We start from the raw sequence: 15,328 nt of genomic DNA, 5'->3' as shown, positions 1-15,328 counted from the left end.
TGGCGGGTAACGCTGAATCGACGCACCCGGAGCTGTTCGGGTTCCCGGACCAGCCGGTTCGGAATCAACCTATCGGCCCGTACGTCGCCCGGTCCACAAGGTCCCGCGGGGTTGCCGCTTCGTTATCGACTTCGCGTCCAAATCCCGTTCCCGGGCTGCATGTGCGAGAAAGGGGGCGGAGCGGGAAGGGAGAGCGGAGAGCGTGATGCGGGCGAGTCAGCGTGAGCGTTGGCGTGCTCGGCCCGGGCTGCCTACACTGTGCACTGTCCGCACGGCGACGATGGGGCCATCACCCCGGAGCTGTTGGAAGAACGGTCACCCGCCCCGGCGGAGGGCTCATTAGAACCAACGGCGGACGATCCAGGAGCGGGTCGGCAGCGTCCGGCCAAGAAGGGTGGTACCGCGGGGCCCGGCCTCGTCCCTTCGGCCATGCATTCGGTTGAACGAAGGAAGCACACCCGCGATGAGCACCTCCGCGCGCGTCTATAACGCCGTCCCCCCGCAGATCGACCTGCCCGCGATGGAACGGCAGATTCTCGAGCTGTGGGAATCCGGCGACACCTTCGCCGAATCCCTGGCCAAGAACGCCGACCGGCCCCGGTGGAACTTCTACGAGGGCCCGCCCACCGCCAACGGCATGCCCGGCACCCACCACATCGAGGCCCGGGTGTTCAAGGACGTCTTTCCCCGCTTCCGCACGATGCAGGGCTACCGGGTCGACCGCAAGGCCGGCTGGGACTGCCACGGCCTGCCGGTCGAACTGGCCGTCGAGAAGGAACTCGGCTTCAACGGCAAGGAGGACATCGAGGCCTACGGGGTCGAGAACTTCAACAACCGTTGCCGCGAATCGGTACAGCGTCACGTCGGCGCCTTCGCCGAGCTCACCGAACGGATGGGCTACTGGGTGAACCTCGACGAGGCCTACTGGACGATGCGTCCGGCCTATGTCGAATCGGAATGGTGGGCGCTGAAGCAGATCTTCGACAAGGGCTGGTTGGTCGAGGACCACCGCGTCGCCCCCTACTGCCCGCGCTGCGGCACCACCCTGTCCGATCACGAACTCGCCCAGGGGTACGAGGACACCGTCGACACCACCGCCTACGTCCGGCTGCCGTTGACCAGCGGCGACTGGAGCGGACGGGCCGACCTGATGATCTGGACGACCACCCCGTGGACCCTGCTGTCGAATGCCCTGGTCGCGGCCGGCGCCGACATCACCTACGTGGTCGCCCAGGTTGGCGATGACAAGCCCGTGATCGTGGCCAAGGAACTCGCCGATGAACTCCTCGGCGAAGGCTGGACCCAGTTGGACGAGTTCCCCGGCTCGCGGATGGTCGGCTGGGCCTACCAGCGCGCCTTCGATCAGGTCGAACAGCCCGGCATCGCGTTCTTCGTGGTCACCGAGGACTATGTGGCCCTGGGTGAGGGCACCGGGCTGGTGCACCAGGCGCCCGCCTTCGGTGAGGACGACTTCCGTTCCTGCCGCAGCCACGGGGTGGCGATGGTGAACCCGATCGAACCCGACGGCACTTTCGAGGCCGATCTCGACCTGGTCGGGGGGCTGTTCTTCAAGGACGCCGACCCGATCGTCCTGGCCGACCTGGAGGAGCGCGGCCTGCTGTTCCGCACCGCCTCCTTCAGCCACCCCTACCCGCACTGCTGGCGCTGCCACACCCCGCTGATGTATTACGCCCAGCCGTCCTGGTACATCCGCACCACCTCCTTCCACGACGAACTGCTGCGCGAGAACGAGGCCACCAATTGGTACCCCGAAACCATCAAGTGGGGTCGCTATGGCGACTGGTTGCGCAACAACGTCGACTGGGCACTGTCGCGGTCGCGGTACTGGGGCACCCCGCTGCCGGTGTGGCGCAATGACGAGAACCCCGACGACATGGTGTGCGTCGGCTCGCTGGCCGAACTGTCCGAACTGACCGGACGTGACCTGTCCGATCTCGACCCGCACCGTCCGTTCATCGACGAGGTGACCTTCACCAAGCCGGGCGTGCCCGGCACCTACCGGCGGGTCGAAGAGGTGATCGACGCCTGGTTCGACTCCGGCGCGATGCCCTTTGCGCAGTGGGGCTACCCCTATGTCGAGGGTTCGGAGGAGCAGTTCAAGAACGCCTACCCGGCCGATTTCATCTGTGAGGCCACCGACCAGACCCGCGGCTGGTTCTACTCGCTGATGGCGGTCGGCACCGCGGTGTTCGACCAGAGCTCCTACCGCAACGTGCTCTGCCTGGGCCACATCCTGGCCGAGGACGGCAAGAAGATGAGCAAGCACCTGGGCAACATCATCGAACCGATGCCGCTGATGGACAAGCACGGTGCCGACGGGGTGCGCTGGTTCATGGCCGCCGCCGGATCACCCTGGCAGGCGCGCCGGGTCGGCGACACCGCAATCCAGGAAGCCGTCCGCAAGGTGTTGCTGACCTACTGGAATACGGTCGCCTTCCACGCCCTGTACGCCCGCACCAACAACTGGGCCCCCGGCGATCGCGCGGACGAGGCCGAACCCCGTCTGCTCGACCGCTGGCTGCGCTCGGCCACCCAACAACTGGTTGCCGACGTCACCGCCGCGCTGGAGAACTTCGACACCCAGCGTGCCGGTCACCAGCTCGCGACCTTCATCGACAACCTGTCGAACTGGTACGTCCGCCGGTCGCGACGCAACTTCTGGGACGGCGACCCGGCCGCCCTGCAAACCCTCCATGACACCCTCGAGGTGCTCACCCGGCTGCTCGCCCCGATGGTGCCGTTCATCACCGAACGGGTCTGGCAGGACCTGATCGTGCCGACCGTGCCCGACGCCCCGGCCTCGGTGCACCTGGCCGATTGGCCGGTGGTCGACGAAGACCTGCTCGACCCCGAACTCGACCGGGCGATGGCGCTGACCCGCCGATTGGTCGAACTGGGCCGCTCGGCCCGCGCCGAGGCCAAGGTCAAGACCCGCCAGCCGCTGCGCCGGGTGCTGGTGCCGTCGGCGTCGTACGAGGTGCTCAGTGCGGAGCTGCGCGGTGAGGTGGCCGACGAACTCAACGTCCAGGCGGTGGAGTCCTTCGCCTCGGCCGGTGACCTGGTCGACTACTCGGCCAAGGGCAACTTCCGCAATCTGGGCAAGCGCTTCGCCAAGCAGACCCCGACGGTGGCCGCTGCGATCGCCGAAGCGGACGCGGCCGAACTGTACGCCGCGCTGCAGGCCGAGGGTGTGGCCCGGGTCGAGGTCGCCGGCGAGACCGTCGAGATCGGTGCGGACGACGTGATCATCTCCGAGCGGCCCCGCGAGGGCTGGTCGGTGATCAACGAGCAGGGCGAAACCGTGGCCCTGGACCTCGAACTCACCCCCGAACTGGTGCGCGCCGGATTGGCCCGCGAGGTGATCCGCATGGTGCAGGACGCCCGCAAGTCGTCCGGCTTCGAGGTCTCGGACCGGATCGTGCTGCACTGGGATGCCGAGGGTGACCTGGCCGAGGCGATCGCCGAACACGGCGAACTGATCGCCGGTGAGGTGCTCGCGGTGGAGATGTCGCGCGAAACCGCCGCCGACGACTGGACCCGCGACGACGACCTGGGCCTGGCGCTGAAGGTTCGCGTGACGGCATGAGTGAGGACGCGCCGGGCAAGCAGGCCCCTCCCGAACCGGTGGTTTTCCTGCACGGGCTGGGGGAGACCCCGCAGGCCTGGCAGGACCAGGTGCTGGCTCTGCCCGCGGGCCATCCGGCGCTGGCGCCGTGGCTGCTCGGCACCCGACCCGGACGAGCCGACCAGTTCGATCTGACCTCGGCCGCGGCGGCCGTGGCCACCGAACTCGACCGGATCGGGGCCGCCCGGGCCCGGCTGTGTGGGGTGTCCCTGGGTGCCACCGTGGCCCTGCAGGCCGCGATGGACTACCCCGACCGGGTGTCGAAGCTGGTCGTGTGCGCCGCCCAGGTGGCGCCGCCGAAGGCCGTCCTGGTCGCGCAGCGGGCAATGCTGCGGATGGTGCCGCGCCGCAAACTGGCCGACAAGGCCCTGGACAAGGACAAGCTGCTGGCGGTGCTCAAGGAGTTCGGCAAGCTCGACATCAGCGGCCGTCTCGGCGAGGTGCGGGTACCGACCCGGGTGCTGATCGGGGCCGACGACCGGGCCAACAAACCCGCCGCCCGGCTGATCGCCCACCGGATCGCCGGCGCGGAACTGCACGAGATTCCCGGCGCCGGGCACACCCCGCACAGCGACAACCCGGACGCGTTCAACCGGTTGGCGATCGATTTCCTGATCGCGGCGTAGTCTTCAACAGGGATCTACCTTCAAGGAGCCGGGATGGCGGTCAGTGCGCGCGATGTCCAAGCGATCGAGGCGGCGAAACTGTATTACGTCGACGAGATGTCCCAGGCCCGGATCGCCGAACTCCTCGAGGTGTCCCGTCCCACGGTCTCCAAGCTGATCCAGCATGCCCGTGACGCCGGCTTCGTGACGATCAACATCACCGATCCGCGCGAGGCCGAGGGGGAGCTGGTGGCCGCCCTGCGCGACCGTTACAGCTTGGACGAGGTGGTCATCGCCGCCACCCCGGTCGATGACGATCACGGCGTGCTGAGCTATCTCGGCCATCGCGGCGCCGAGGTGGTGGCCTCCCTGGTCGCCGACGGTGACCTGGTCGGCGTGGGGTGGGGCAACACCATCCACGAACTCTCCCGCCACCTGCCCTCACGGCAGTTGCGGGGGGTCGAGGTGATCCAGCTCAAGGGTGGACTGACCTACTCGGGCAAGGACACCAAGGATGTCGAGATCATCGAGAACTTCTGCCGGGCCTTCGGCGCCTACGGGCGCTATCTGCCCCTGCCGGTGATCTTCGACTCGGTGGACGTGAAGACGATCGTGGAGAACGAACGGCACATCCGGCAGTCGCTGCAACTCGGCGCCACCAGCCGGATCGCGGTGTTCACCATCGGTGGGGTGGATTCCAGCAGCACCCTGTTCAACCTGGGATACCTCACCGAGGCCGAGCGGCAGCGACTGCAGGCCAACGCGGTCGGCGACATCCTGTCGCGGTACTTCGACAGTGAGGGGCGGGTGGCCGATGAGGAACTGGACGCCCGCACCCTGGCGATCCCCCTGGAGGATCTCAAGCGCATCGATCATCGGGTGCTGGTGGCCGGTGGGCCGGCCAAGACCGAGGCGATCCGTACCGCCCTGACCGTCGGCTACGCGAACCATCTGGTGACCGATCACCACACCGCACGCAGATTGGTCGATTAGCGAACATTTGGAAAAATCCGATCTTTACAAAAGTGCCGAACCGGCGTAACGTGGTTTCCAGCCATCTACGACGGAGGTCTTTCAATGAAGAAAGCCGGATTCATCGACCACACGCTGTTGCGTCCCGATGCGCGGCGGGCTGAGGTCGACAAACTCATCGACGAGGCGTTGGACGCCGGGTTCGCGACGGTCTGTGTTCAGCCCACCTGGGTGGCGCACGCCGCCGATCGTCTGCGCGGCAGTGAGGTGGGGGTGTGCACCGTGGTGGGGTTCCCGCATGGTGCGAGCACTTCGGCCACCAAAGCCTTCGAAGCTGCCGATGCCGTTGAGCGTGGAGCCATCGAGGTCGACATGGTCGTCAATATCGGCGCCGTCGTCGACGGCGACTGGGACCTGGTTCGCTCCGACATCGCAGCCGTCCTCGACGCGGTCAAGGGTCGCGCGGGTCTGAAGGTCATCTTCGAGACCTGCCTGCTGACCGACGAGCAGATCGTCAAGACCTGCGAACTGTGCAGCGACCTGGGTGTCGCCTTCGTGAAGACGTCCACCGGGTTCTCCACCGGCGGCGCCACCATCGAAGCGGTCAAGCTGATGAGCGAGACCGTCACCAACGGGGTGCAGGTCAAGGCCTCCGGCGGTATCCGCACCCCCGAACAGTTCGAGAAGTTCCTGGCCGCCGGTGCGAACCGGATCGGCGCCAGCGCCGGCGCCGCGCTGCTGGGGGAGGTGGCACCGGCATGTTGATCAAGCACGGAGCCGAGCAGCTCGACAACGGCTACCTGACCAAGACGCCGCTGTTCCAGTACATCCTGCTGTCCATCCTGTTCCCGCTGTGGGGTGTGGCGGCCAGCCTGAACGACATCCTGATCACCCAGTTCAAGACCGTCTTCACCCTGAGCGACTTCGCCACGGCCTTCGTGCAGTCGGCCTTCTACGGCGGGTACTTCCTGATCGCGATCCCGGCCTCGCTGGTGATCAAGAAGTCGAGCTACAAGATCGCGATCATGATCGGCCTGTTGTTCTACATCATCGGCTGCTCGCTGTTCTTCCCCGCCTCGAACATGGCCACCTACGGGGTCTTCCTCTTCGCCCTGTTCGCGATCGCGCTGGGGTTGTCCTTCCTGGAGACCTCGGCCAACACCTACTCGTCCATGATCGGGCCGAAGAAGAACTCGACCCTGCGGCTCAACATCTCGCAGACCTTCTACCCCCTGGGGTCGATCGCCGGCATCCTGCTCGGCAAGTACCTGGTCTTCGGTGACGGTGAATCGCTGCACAAGCAGGCCGAAGGGCTGACCCCCGAGCAACACAAGGTGTTCGCGGCCGAACTGCTGCAGAAGACCCTGCTGCCGTACAAATACATCATCTTCGTGCTGATCGTGGTGATGATCCTCTTCGCCCTGACCAAGTACCCGGCCTGCAAACCGCTGGCCGACGCGACCCACGTCGCCAAGGCGAAGATCGGCGAAACGCTGCGTTACCTCGCCGGCAACAAGGACTTCCGCAAGGGCATCCTCGCCCAGTTCCTCTACGTCGGCATGCAGACCGCGGTTTGGTCGTTCACCATCCGACTCGCGCTGACCCTGGACGAGGGGCTGAACGAACGCAACGCGTCCACCTTCATGATCTTCAGCTTCGTCGCCTTCTTCGTCGGCAAGTTCATCGCCAACCTGCTGATGACGAAGTTCAACGAGAACAAGGTGCTGATCGGCTACTCGGTGTTGGGTGTGGGCACCCTCGCCTATGTGGCGCTGGTGCCGAATATGACCGCGGTCTGGGCCGCGATCATCGCCTCCGGCCTGTTCGGCCCGTGCTGGGCAACGATCTACGCCCGCACCCTCGACACGATCAAGGACAAGCGGCACACCGAAACCGGTGGCGCGGTGATCGTGATGTCGATCATCGGCGGCGCGGTGATCCCGGTCATCCAGGGCTGGGTCTCCGACCGCACCGGTTCGATGCAGCTTTCCTTCCTGGTCTCGATGCTCTGCTTCGTGGCCGTGCTGATCTTCTTCTGGGACAGCCACCGGCAGGAGTTGCGCAAACCCCGGATCGACTCCTCCGAAGCCCCGGTGGAGGTGGCGAAGTGAGCACCCGGATTGCCTTGGAGCACGACTACTTCACCGATCGGCCGCGAACGATCCTCGAACACGACGGCATCACCGTCACCGCCTTCCGGTACGACACCGGGGTGGAAGCGCTCCGGTTGCAGAACCAGCGCGGCCACATCATCGTCCTGCCCTACCTGGGGCAGATGATCTGGGACGTGGTGTTCGACGGCCGCTCGCTGACCATGCTGAACATGTTCGATCAACCCCGGACGGTGGACACCGTGGTCGACACCTACGGCTGCTTCGCCTTCCACTCGGGGCTGCTCAGCAACGGCTGCCCCGCCCCGGAGGACACCCACCCCCTGCACGGTGAGATGCCGTGTGCGCCGATGGACCGCGCGTGGCTGGATGTGCGCCCCGGTGAGGTCGGCGTGGGAGGGGTCTACCACTACGTCCAGGGATTCGGGCACCACTACGAGGCGAAGCCCTCGGTGACGATCACCACCGACCGGCCGCGGCTGAGCATCGACATGGCGGTGACGAACCTGTCGAAGTACCAGCCGATGCCGCTGCAGTACATGTGCCACATGAACTACGCCTACGTCGAGGACGCCCGGTTCACCCAATCGATGAACGAGGAGGTCTTCCACCTGCGCGACACCGTGCCGGCCCATGTGCAGCCGACCCCGGAGTGGGAGGAACTGAACGCCGAGATCCAACGGGGCGAAGTGGACTTCTCGACACTGGCCGAGGGGCACCGCTGCGATCCCGAGATCGTCTTCTTCGCCGACGACCTGGCTCGGCACGGCGAGGTCGTGGAGTTCGGGATGCACTCACCGGCGGGGTACGCCTACTCGACGAAGTTCGCTACGGCAGACTTCAACTACGCCACTCGGTGGCTGTTGTGGAATCCCGACCAGCAGGTTGCCGCCTTCTGTCTGCCGGCGACCTGCCGGCCCGAGGGACACCTCGCGGCGGTTGCCCGGGGGACGCTGATCGAGCTGGCGCCCGGGGCGACCAGGACATTCCACGTTGACACCGGAGTCAAGGAGGACTCATGACCATCGCAGTTATCGGGTCGAACATGGTCGACCTGATCACCTACATCGACCGGATGCCGGCCGACGGGGAAACCGTCGAAGCGCCCGATTTCGAGATGGGGTGCGGCGGCAAGGGTGCGAACCAGGCCGTCGCCGCCGCCAAGCTCGGCTCGGAGGTGCTGATGCTGACCCGGGTCGGCGACGACATCTTCGCCGACAACACCGTGGCCAACTTCGAGCGTTTCGGCATCGACACCCGCTACGTGCTGCGCACCGAGGGCCCCAGCGGGGTGGCGCCGATCTTCGTCGACAAGGACAGCCACAACCGGATCCTGATCATCAAGGGCGCCAACGCCAAGCTGAGCCCGGCCGACATCGACGCGGCGGCCGACGACCTGAAACGGGCGAAGCTGATCGTGCTGCAGTTGGAGGTACCGCTGGAGACGGTCTACGCCGCGATCGACTTCGGGGTTCGCCACGACATTCCGGTGCTGTTGAATCCGGCACCGGCCTGCGCGGACCTGGCCTTCGACCAGGTCGCCCGGTGCACCTACTTCATGCCGAACGAACCCGAGCTGGCCTTGCTGACCGGAATGCCCGTCGACACCCTGGAGCAGGTCGAGGCCGCCGCCCGGAAGGTCGCGGCCAGCGGGGTGCCGAACGTCATCGTGACGCTCGGACGCCGCGGGGTGATGTGGCTGGCGGACGGGCAGGTGCAGATCGTCGGTGGCCTGGAGGTGAAGGCGGTCGACACCACCGGCGCCGGGGACGCCTTCATCGGATGCTTCAGCCATTCCGTGGTCAGCCACGGCGATGTCGCCAAGGCCTTGGCCGAGGCCAACCGTTATGCGGCCGACAGTGTCACCCGGCGGGGCACCCAAACGTCCTATGCCGACGAGGTGGTTGCCCACCCCGGGGCCTGAGGTCAGCGGCCGGTGCCGGCGTAGACGATCGCTTCGCCCTCGGCGTCGAGTCCGAAGGCGGTGTGGGCGGCGCGAACCGCCACGTCCACCTCGGGGGCATCGACCACCACCGAGATGCGGATCTCGGAGGTGGAGATCATCCCGATGTTGATGCCGGCATCGGCCAGGGCCTTGAAGAACTTGGCGGTGACACCGGGGTGCGAACGCATCCCGACACCGACCACCGACACCTTGCCGATCTGGTCGTCGTAGAGCAGTTCCTGGAACCCGGCTTCCTCCTGAATGGCGGTCAGGGCCTGGGTCGCCTTGCGGCCGTCGGAGGTCGGCAGGGTGAACGAGATATCGGTGCGCGAGGTGTCGATCTTCGACACGTTCTGCACGATCATGTCGACGTTGATCTCGTTCTCGGCGATCACCTCGAAGATCTTGGCGGCCACACCGACCCGGTCGGGCACCCCGACGATGGTGATCTTCGCCTCGCCCCGGTCGTGGGCGACACCCGAAATCAGCGGCTGTTCCATGGGGGATCCTTCCTCGAGCTGGGTGACCCAGGTACCGGGGTTGTCACTGAACGAACTGCGGACGTGCACCGGCACGAGCTCGCGACGGGCGTACTCCACGCACCGCAGATGCAGGATCTTGGCGCCACAGGCGGCCATCTCCATCATCTCTTCGTAGCTGATCCGCGGCACCTGGCGAGCGCCGGGCACGATCCGCGGATCGGCGGTGAACACCCCGTCCACATCGGAGTAGATCTCGCAGTAGTCGGCGCCACAGGCCGAGGCCAGGGCGACCGCGGTGGTGTCGGAGGCGCCGCGACCCAGAGTGGTGACGTCCTTGGTGGTCTGGGAGACCCCTTGGAAGCCGGCCACGATCACGATGTCACCCTCGTCCAGGGCGCTCATCACCCGGCCGGGGGTGATGTCGATGATGCGGGCATTGCCGTGGGTTTCGGTGGTGATCACGCCGGCCTGCGAACCGGTGTAGGAGCGGGCCTTCACACCGAGGTCGGCCAGGGCCATCGCCAACAGTGCAGCGCTCTGCCGCTCGCCGGTGGTGAGCAGCATGTCGAGCTCGCGGGGTGCGGGCATGGGGGAGACCTGCAGGGCCAGATCCATCAGCTCATCGGTGGTGTCACCCATGGCGGAGATCACCACGACGACCTCATTGCCGGCCTGTTTGGTCGCGACGATCCGTCGCGCGACCCGCTTGATGCTTTCGGCGTCGGCGACCGATGAGCCACCGTATTTCTGCACGACGCGTGCCACTGGGCCTCCTTCAGTCTTTGCCCGGCGTCACTGTACTCCTTGGCATGGGCCCCGGCCCAATGCGTACTCCTAGCAAGGCGTCTCAGCCCAATGCGAGCACCTGCTGAGCCAAGCCGGCGATCCAGCTCTCGGCCGGCGTGGTCTCGGGGTTGTCGGAGGTCGTCTGCATCATCAGCACCTTGACCTCGTCACCGCGCTCCACCCAGTACGACAGGCCGATCGAACCGGGGGTGGAACCCCCCTTGAATCCGACGTAGTCGGCATCGTCCAGTTGTACGCCCGGGTTCTTGCTCAGGATGTCGCGCACCGGCTCGCCGGCGGGAGTTTTGGCCCGCTCCTGCAGCTTCTGGTGCGCCCGGCACAGGTCGGTGGCCGTGCCGTACCACTCCAGGCTGTCCTCCCAGAAGGGCTTGGACATCGCCTCCGGGTTGTACTGACGGTCCCACGCGGGCAGGCCCTTGAGGATCTCGCGCTGCTTGTCGCTGGTCTCGGCATGCGGGTCGGTCGGCGATCCGGTGGTCTCGGCCCAGCGCTTGCGCAGTTCCGGGTCGGCGGCCATCTGGAAGATCTCACGGGTGGTTGTGAAGGGCTTCAACATCTCGGGCTGGTGGTGACCCATCGCGGTCAGTTCGGCCTCGACCGCCTCACGTCCGACATGGTTGATCAACATGTCGGTGGCGGTGTTGTCGCTGACCGAAATCATCAGCTCGGCCGCCTCGGAGACGGTCACCTTGGTGCCGGCCGGCTCGTCCTGCAGCTTGCCCGACGGCAAGGACTTCACCTCGTCGGTGACGGTGAGTTGGTCGTCCCAACCGATCTTGCCCTTCTCGACCTCGGAGATCACCGCCCCCAGGACGTACAGCTTGAACATCGATCCCATCGGCAGTGCCGAATCCTGGTTGTTGGCCTCGATCGGCTTGCACTCCTTGTCGGCGAGCAGGAACGAGTTGTTCGGCGCCCGCTTCTCGAGCGCCTTCTTGGCCTCCTCGGGTGAGTTGACCTCCGGCACCTCCTCGGCCGGGATGAAGAGCATCGCGTCGATCAGGTTGTTGCCGTCCACAGTGATCTGCATCTCGAACTGGCCCTGATCCGAGCTCAGTCGGGCCACCGCCTGGGTGTCGGTGCCGTTCCACTGGGTGACGGTGAACGGACGCAGCCCTCGCAGTTGGTCGAACACCCCCGGCACCTGGTCGGCCGGCATTTGCTGGAGGAAGGACGGCGCGAAACGCTTCTTGACCTCGTCGGCGGTCGGACCGGAGTCGGCCTCCAGGGTCTCGATCACCCACTTGCCCGCCTTGCCGACCGGGGTGTCGGGGATCGAGGCCGGGGACGGGGCCGGGGATTCGTCGGGAGTCTCGTCGGTGCCGGGGGACTCACCGGCGGCGGGGGTGTCGCCGGTGGCAGGGGACTCGGAGCCCTCCGGTTCGCCGGACCCACCCGAGCAGGCCACCAGGGCCAACAACGGGACGATCATCAACAGAGCAAGCAGTTTGCGCACGGCCATGGAGACATCCTGACACGTCCCGGGCGAGCTCCGAATACTCCCGCCCGGGTAATCCTCGTCGCCGATCTACGACTCGGGTCGGACCCGGGATCGGAACCTCGGACGGATGTGCCCGCCCCGGCGGGAGCCCTAGCGTTTCGGGTATGGAGAGCTGGGGTTGGTTGGAGCGGTGGGCCGTGGCGATGTGCGCGGCGGCGGGGCTGGGGGTGCTCGCAATGGTCACCAACATCACCACCGACGAGCAGTTGTCGGGGCAGGCCGACGCCTGGCTCACGGCGCGGTCGTTCCTGAGCAACCTGGTGAACTCCGGCACGGTGTGGGGTGGACTGTTGGTGCTGGCCGGCTGGCTGGTGCGTCACCGGTGGCAGGCCATGGTGGCCGGGGTGTTGGCGGGTGAGTTGGCCCTGTTCGTGCACTACGGCTTGGCCGAGGCCTGCGGTCCGCTGTTGCCGGTCGCGCAGCCGGGGTTCGAGGACAACGGGTACTGGTTCGTCGCCGCAGCGATCTTCGGTGCCCCGCTCGGACTGATCGGGGCGTTGGCCCATCGGGCCGGGAGGGTCGGTGTGGTGGCCACCCTCGTCGTGCCGATCGGTGCGATCATCGAGCCCTTCTTCCTGGGGCAGTTCACCCGCCTAGCGATGGTGCACTGGCCCACCCACGTGTCGAGCTTCCTCAGCGGTGTCGTGCTGGTGGTGGCGGGGCTGATGATGACGGTGAAGGTGCTGCGGGGTCGCGCGTCCGAACACAGTTCCGAACACGAATCCCCACACGTGCCCGTGTGAACGACGTGAGCCGTTGCACCAGGTCGGCACAACGGCTCACTGCCGTCACAAAGGGGGTGTTCCGCTCAGGTGCGCGAAAGCATGATCTCGGCGATCTCGGCCGGGTCGGCGTCAACCGCATCGTCCCCGATGACCAGCTCCACCCGATCCACGATTCCGGTGAAGCGGTTCCGGCGCGGGTGGTCGGCGTAGTCGTCGGTGACCGGTGATTGCCGGTCACAGCCGATGTCGAGGGTCTCGTCCAGGCTGAACATCCAGCCCACCGTGCCCTCCAGGCGGCCCGTGGCGACCACGTGGTCGTCGACCAGAAGTTCCAGATCGCCGCCCTTGCCCGGGCCACCGCCGTCATAACGGAAGCGCACGGTCGCGGTGTGCTCCCCGGCCGACAGTTTCTCCGCGGCGCGGACGTAGGTGCGTCGGCCGCAGTGGTTGTAGCAGTACGAGACCTTGCCCTCGTGGACGTACAGCGACCAGCCGGCGAAGCGTCCGCCCTGGGCGATCAACACGCCGTCAGCACCCGCTTCGGGCACCTCGAAGTGGGCGGTCATGAGGTAGCTGCTGTTCTTGATGTTCGGGGCCGAGTTCTCCCGCAGCCCACGCATCGTCGGACGCAGGGTGATGCTGCGGCGATGACCCAACAGATCCGGACGCGGTGCGTCTTCGGCCCGGAACCGGTCGTGCAGCCGGTCGTCCATCGGCAGCACGTTGTGTCGGGCGGCCTCGAGCAGGAAGGCCTGCTTCATCTGCTCGACCTTCTCGGGGTACTGGTCGGCCACGTTGCGGGCCTGGGTCCAGTCGCTGTTGGTGTCGTACAGCTCCCACACGTCCTCGCTGAGCCGGGGGAGCGGCTCGCGGGCGTTGGGGCTCCAGGGCATCCGCTGGTGCAGGGTGACGCAGGTCCATCCGTCCTGGTAGATACCGCGACTGCCCATCACCTCGAAATACTGGGTGGTGTGCTGATCGGGGGCGTCGGCGTCGGCGAAGGTGTAGAACAGCGAGGTGCCCTCGATCGGGGCCTGCTCGATACCGTCCACCACCCTCGGCTGCGGAATCCCGGCGGCCTCCAGGATCGTGGGGGTGATGTCGACCACGTGATGCCACTGGTGGCGCAACTCGCCGCCGGTGCTGATGCCGTTCGGCCAGTGCACGATCATCCCGTTGCGGGTGCCGCCGTAGTGCGAGGCGAACTTCTTCGACCGCTGGTACGGGGTGTTCATCGCCAGTGCCCAACCGAACGGGTAGTTGGAGAAGGTGTTCGGGCCACCGGCCTCGTCCAGCCGGGCAGCGACCTCTTCCACCGACATCGGTACCCGGTTCAGGTTGGCCAGGTTGTTGTGGGTGCCGTACAGGCTGCCCTCGGCCGCCGCGCCGTTGTCGCCCAGGATGTAGATCACCAGGGTGTTGTCGAGCTGGCCCATCTTCTCGATGGTGTTGAGCAGCCGGTCGACCTGGGCGTCCATGTGCTCGGCCATCTCGGCGTAGAGCTCCATCATCCGCCCGCAGACGAGGCGTTCGGTATCACCCATCGAATCCCAGTCGGGGATGTCGGAATCGAACTCGGTCAGTTCGGCATCGGCCGGGATCACCCCGAGTTCCTTCTGCCGGGTGAAGATCCGCTCCCGCTCGGCCGCCCAGCCGTGGTTGAACTCGTCGCGGTAGCGACCGCGCCAGGAGTCGGGTACCTGCAGCGGGTCGTGGCAGGCGCCGAAGCTGAGGTAGGTGAACCAGGGACGGTCGGGTTCCAGCTCCGAGACCGACTGGATCCACCCGGACGCCTGGTCGACCAGGTCCTCCGACAGGTGGTAGCCCTCTTCGGGCGTGCGCGGCGGGTCGATCGGGGTGAACCCGTCGATCAGCGCGGGGTAGAACTGGTTGGTCTCGGCACCGATGAAGCCGTAGAACCGGTCGAAGCCCTCGTTCAGTGGCCAGCGGTCGAAGGGGCCGGTCTCGCCGATCTCCCACAGCGGGGTCTGGTGCATTTTGCCGAAGGCGCCGGTGAGATAGCCGTTCTTCGACAGGATCTGCGGCAGCATCGCCATGTTGTCGGGACGGATGCCGTCCATGCCGGGGGCGGAGGTGGCCATCTCGGGAACGTTGCCCATGCCGGCGCTGTGATGGTTGCGCCCGGTCAACAGGGCCATCCGGGTCGGGGCGCAGATGGCGGTGGTGTGGAAGCGGGTGTAGCGCAGTCCGTCCTCGGCCAGGCGCTCGGCGGCGGGCATCCGGCAAGGGCCGCCGTAGGCCGTCGAAGCGGCGAAACCCATGTCGTCCACCAGGATCACCAGCACATTGGGTGCGCCCTCGGGAGGCAGCGGCCGCTCCGGCAGCGGGTAGGGCTCCTGGTCACGCATATCCATGGTGGGGGTGGTGGCCGGGGGGCGCTTGGGGTTCAGCGGCAGAATCGTGCGATCCATCGGGGACTCCTTCGACGAGCGAATGCCCGAAACGCTAACGGCACAATTGAGGCCCTGGCCTTAAAAATCCCGATGGGCGGGTGGTGGCTGATCGGGCGATGC

At 66.5% G+C, this 15,328-nt stretch carries 11 protein-coding genes; 8 read left to right on the top strand and 3 right to left on the bottom strand.

The window, feature by feature from the left end; translation table 11 throughout:
• Positions 1-463 precede the first annotated feature (463 nt).
• The 7 genes from ileS (at position 464) to rbsK (ending at position 9,258) form a co-directional block, all read left to right on the top strand.
• Positions 464-3,607 (top strand): isoleucine--tRNA ligase, encoded by a 3,144-nt coding sequence (gene ileS / locus ACR4XW_RS05290; RefSeq protein ID WP_434759493.1) that lies wholly within the window; start codon positions 464-466, stop codon positions 3,605-3,607.
• Positions 3,604-4,272 carry an alpha/beta fold hydrolase gene (locus ACR4XW_RS05285; RefSeq protein ID WP_434759492.1) on the top strand — a complete coding sequence of 223 codons (669 nt, stop codon included), beginning with the start codon at positions 3,604-3,606 and terminating at the stop codon, positions 4,270-4,272. The genes ileS and ACR4XW_RS05285 overlap by 4 nt, the downstream gene beginning before the upstream one ends.
• 33 nt (positions 4,273-4,305) lie before the next feature.
• Entirely contained in the window at positions 4,306-5,244 is a 939-nt protein-coding gene (locus ACR4XW_RS05280) for a sugar-binding transcriptional regulator (RefSeq protein WP_434759491.1), read from the top strand.
• 84 nt (positions 5,245-5,328) lie between these two features.
• Entirely contained in the window at positions 5,329-5,988 is a 660-nt protein-coding gene (gene deoC / locus ACR4XW_RS05275) for a deoxyribose-phosphate aldolase (RefSeq protein WP_434759490.1), read from the top strand.
• Positions 5,982-7,334 carry an L-fucose:H+ symporter permease gene (gene fucP / locus ACR4XW_RS05270; protein ID WP_434759489.1) on the top strand — a complete coding sequence of 451 codons (1,353 nt, stop codon included), beginning with the start codon at positions 5,982-5,984 and terminating at the stop codon, positions 7,332-7,334. The genes deoC and fucP overlap by 7 nt, the downstream gene beginning before the upstream one ends.
• A complete protein-coding gene (locus ACR4XW_RS05265; protein WP_434759488.1) occupies positions 7,331-8,356 on the top strand; it encodes an aldose 1-epimerase family protein in 1,026 nt (341 codons plus the stop codon). The genes fucP and ACR4XW_RS05265 overlap by 4 nt, the downstream gene beginning before the upstream one ends.
• On the top strand, positions 8,353-9,258 hold the full coding sequence (gene rbsK / locus ACR4XW_RS05260; RefSeq protein WP_434759487.1) for a ribokinase: 906 nt from the start codon (positions 8,353-8,355) through the stop codon (positions 9,256-9,258). Before ACR4XW_RS05265 ends, rbsK begins: the two co-directional genes overlap by 4 nt.
• A gap of 2 nt (positions 9,259-9,260) precedes the next feature.
• Here the strand turns inward: rbsK and ACR4XW_RS05255 are convergent, their stop codons facing one another.
• Both ACR4XW_RS05255 and ACR4XW_RS05250 read right to left on the bottom strand, forming a co-directional pair.
• Complete coding sequence (locus ACR4XW_RS05255) at positions 9,261-10,526, bottom strand: aspartate kinase (RefSeq protein WP_434759486.1); 1,266 nt, start codon at positions 10,524-10,526, stop codon at positions 9,261-9,263.
• 82 nt (positions 10,527-10,608) lie between these two features.
• Positions 10,609-12,030, bottom strand: a complete 1,422-nt coding sequence (locus ACR4XW_RS05250) for a serine hydrolase (protein WP_434759485.1) — start codon at positions 12,028-12,030, stop codon at positions 10,609-10,611.
• Between the two features lie 143 nt (positions 12,031-12,173).
• Between ACR4XW_RS05250 and ACR4XW_RS05245 the strand changes: the two genes are divergently transcribed.
• Positions 12,174-12,812: a hypothetical protein gene (locus tag ACR4XW_RS05245; RefSeq protein ID WP_434759484.1), complete on the top strand. Its 639-nt coding sequence runs from the start codon at positions 12,174-12,176 to the stop codon at positions 12,810-12,812.
• 65 nt (positions 12,813-12,877) lie between these two features.
• Here ACR4XW_RS05245 and ACR4XW_RS05240 read toward each other — a convergent pair whose 3' ends face one another.
• Positions 12,878-15,226 carry an arylsulfatase gene (locus tag ACR4XW_RS05240; RefSeq protein WP_434759483.1) on the bottom strand — a complete coding sequence of 783 codons (2,349 nt, stop codon included), beginning with the start codon at positions 15,224-15,226 and terminating at the stop codon, positions 12,878-12,880.
• Positions 15,227-15,328 lie beyond the last annotated feature (102 nt).

The organism is Pseudenemella bisphenolivorans, from assembly GCF_051133435.1.
GTDB lineage: Bacteria > Actinomycetota > Actinomycetes > Propionibacteriales > Propionibacteriaceae > JAAYAO01.
Note: the sequence above shows the minus strand (reverse complement) of the source record. Positions and strands in the feature narration are given on the sequence as shown.

What these genes read in the sequence shown, in the direction of transcription:
- ileS (WP_434759493.1), top strand. Translation starts at nt 464, where the DNA reads ATGAGCACCTCCGCGCGCGTCTATAACGCCGTCCCCCCGCAGATCGAC.
- ACR4XW_RS05285 (WP_434759492.1), top strand. Translation starts at nt 3,604, where the DNA reads ATGAGTGAGGACGCGCCGGGCAAGCAGGCCCCTCCCGAACCGGTGGTT.
- ACR4XW_RS05280 (WP_434759491.1), top strand. Translation starts at nt 4,306, where the DNA reads ATGGCGGTCAGTGCGCGCGATGTCCAAGCGATCGAGGCGGCGAAACTG.
- deoC (WP_434759490.1), top strand. Translation starts at nt 5,329, where the DNA reads ATGAAGAAAGCCGGATTCATCGACCACACGCTGTTGCGTCCCGATGCG.
- fucP (WP_434759489.1), top strand. Translation starts at nt 5,982, where the DNA reads ATGTTGATCAAGCACGGAGCCGAGCAGCTCGACAACGGCTACCTGACC.
- rbsK (WP_434759487.1), top strand. Translation starts at nt 8,353, where the DNA reads ATGACCATCGCAGTTATCGGGTCGAACATGGTCGACCTGATCACCTAC.
- ACR4XW_RS05250 (WP_434759485.1), bottom strand. Translation starts at nt 12,030, where the DNA reads ATGGCCGTGCGCAAACTGCTTGCTCTGTTGATGATCGTCCCGTTGTTG.
- ACR4XW_RS05245 (WP_434759484.1), top strand. Translation starts at nt 12,174, where the DNA reads ATGGAGAGCTGGGGTTGGTTGGAGCGGTGGGCCGTGGCGATGTGCGCG.
- ACR4XW_RS05240 (WP_434759483.1), bottom strand. Translation starts at nt 15,226, where the DNA reads ATGGATCGCACGATTCTGCCGCTGAACCCCAAGCGCCCCCCGGCCACC.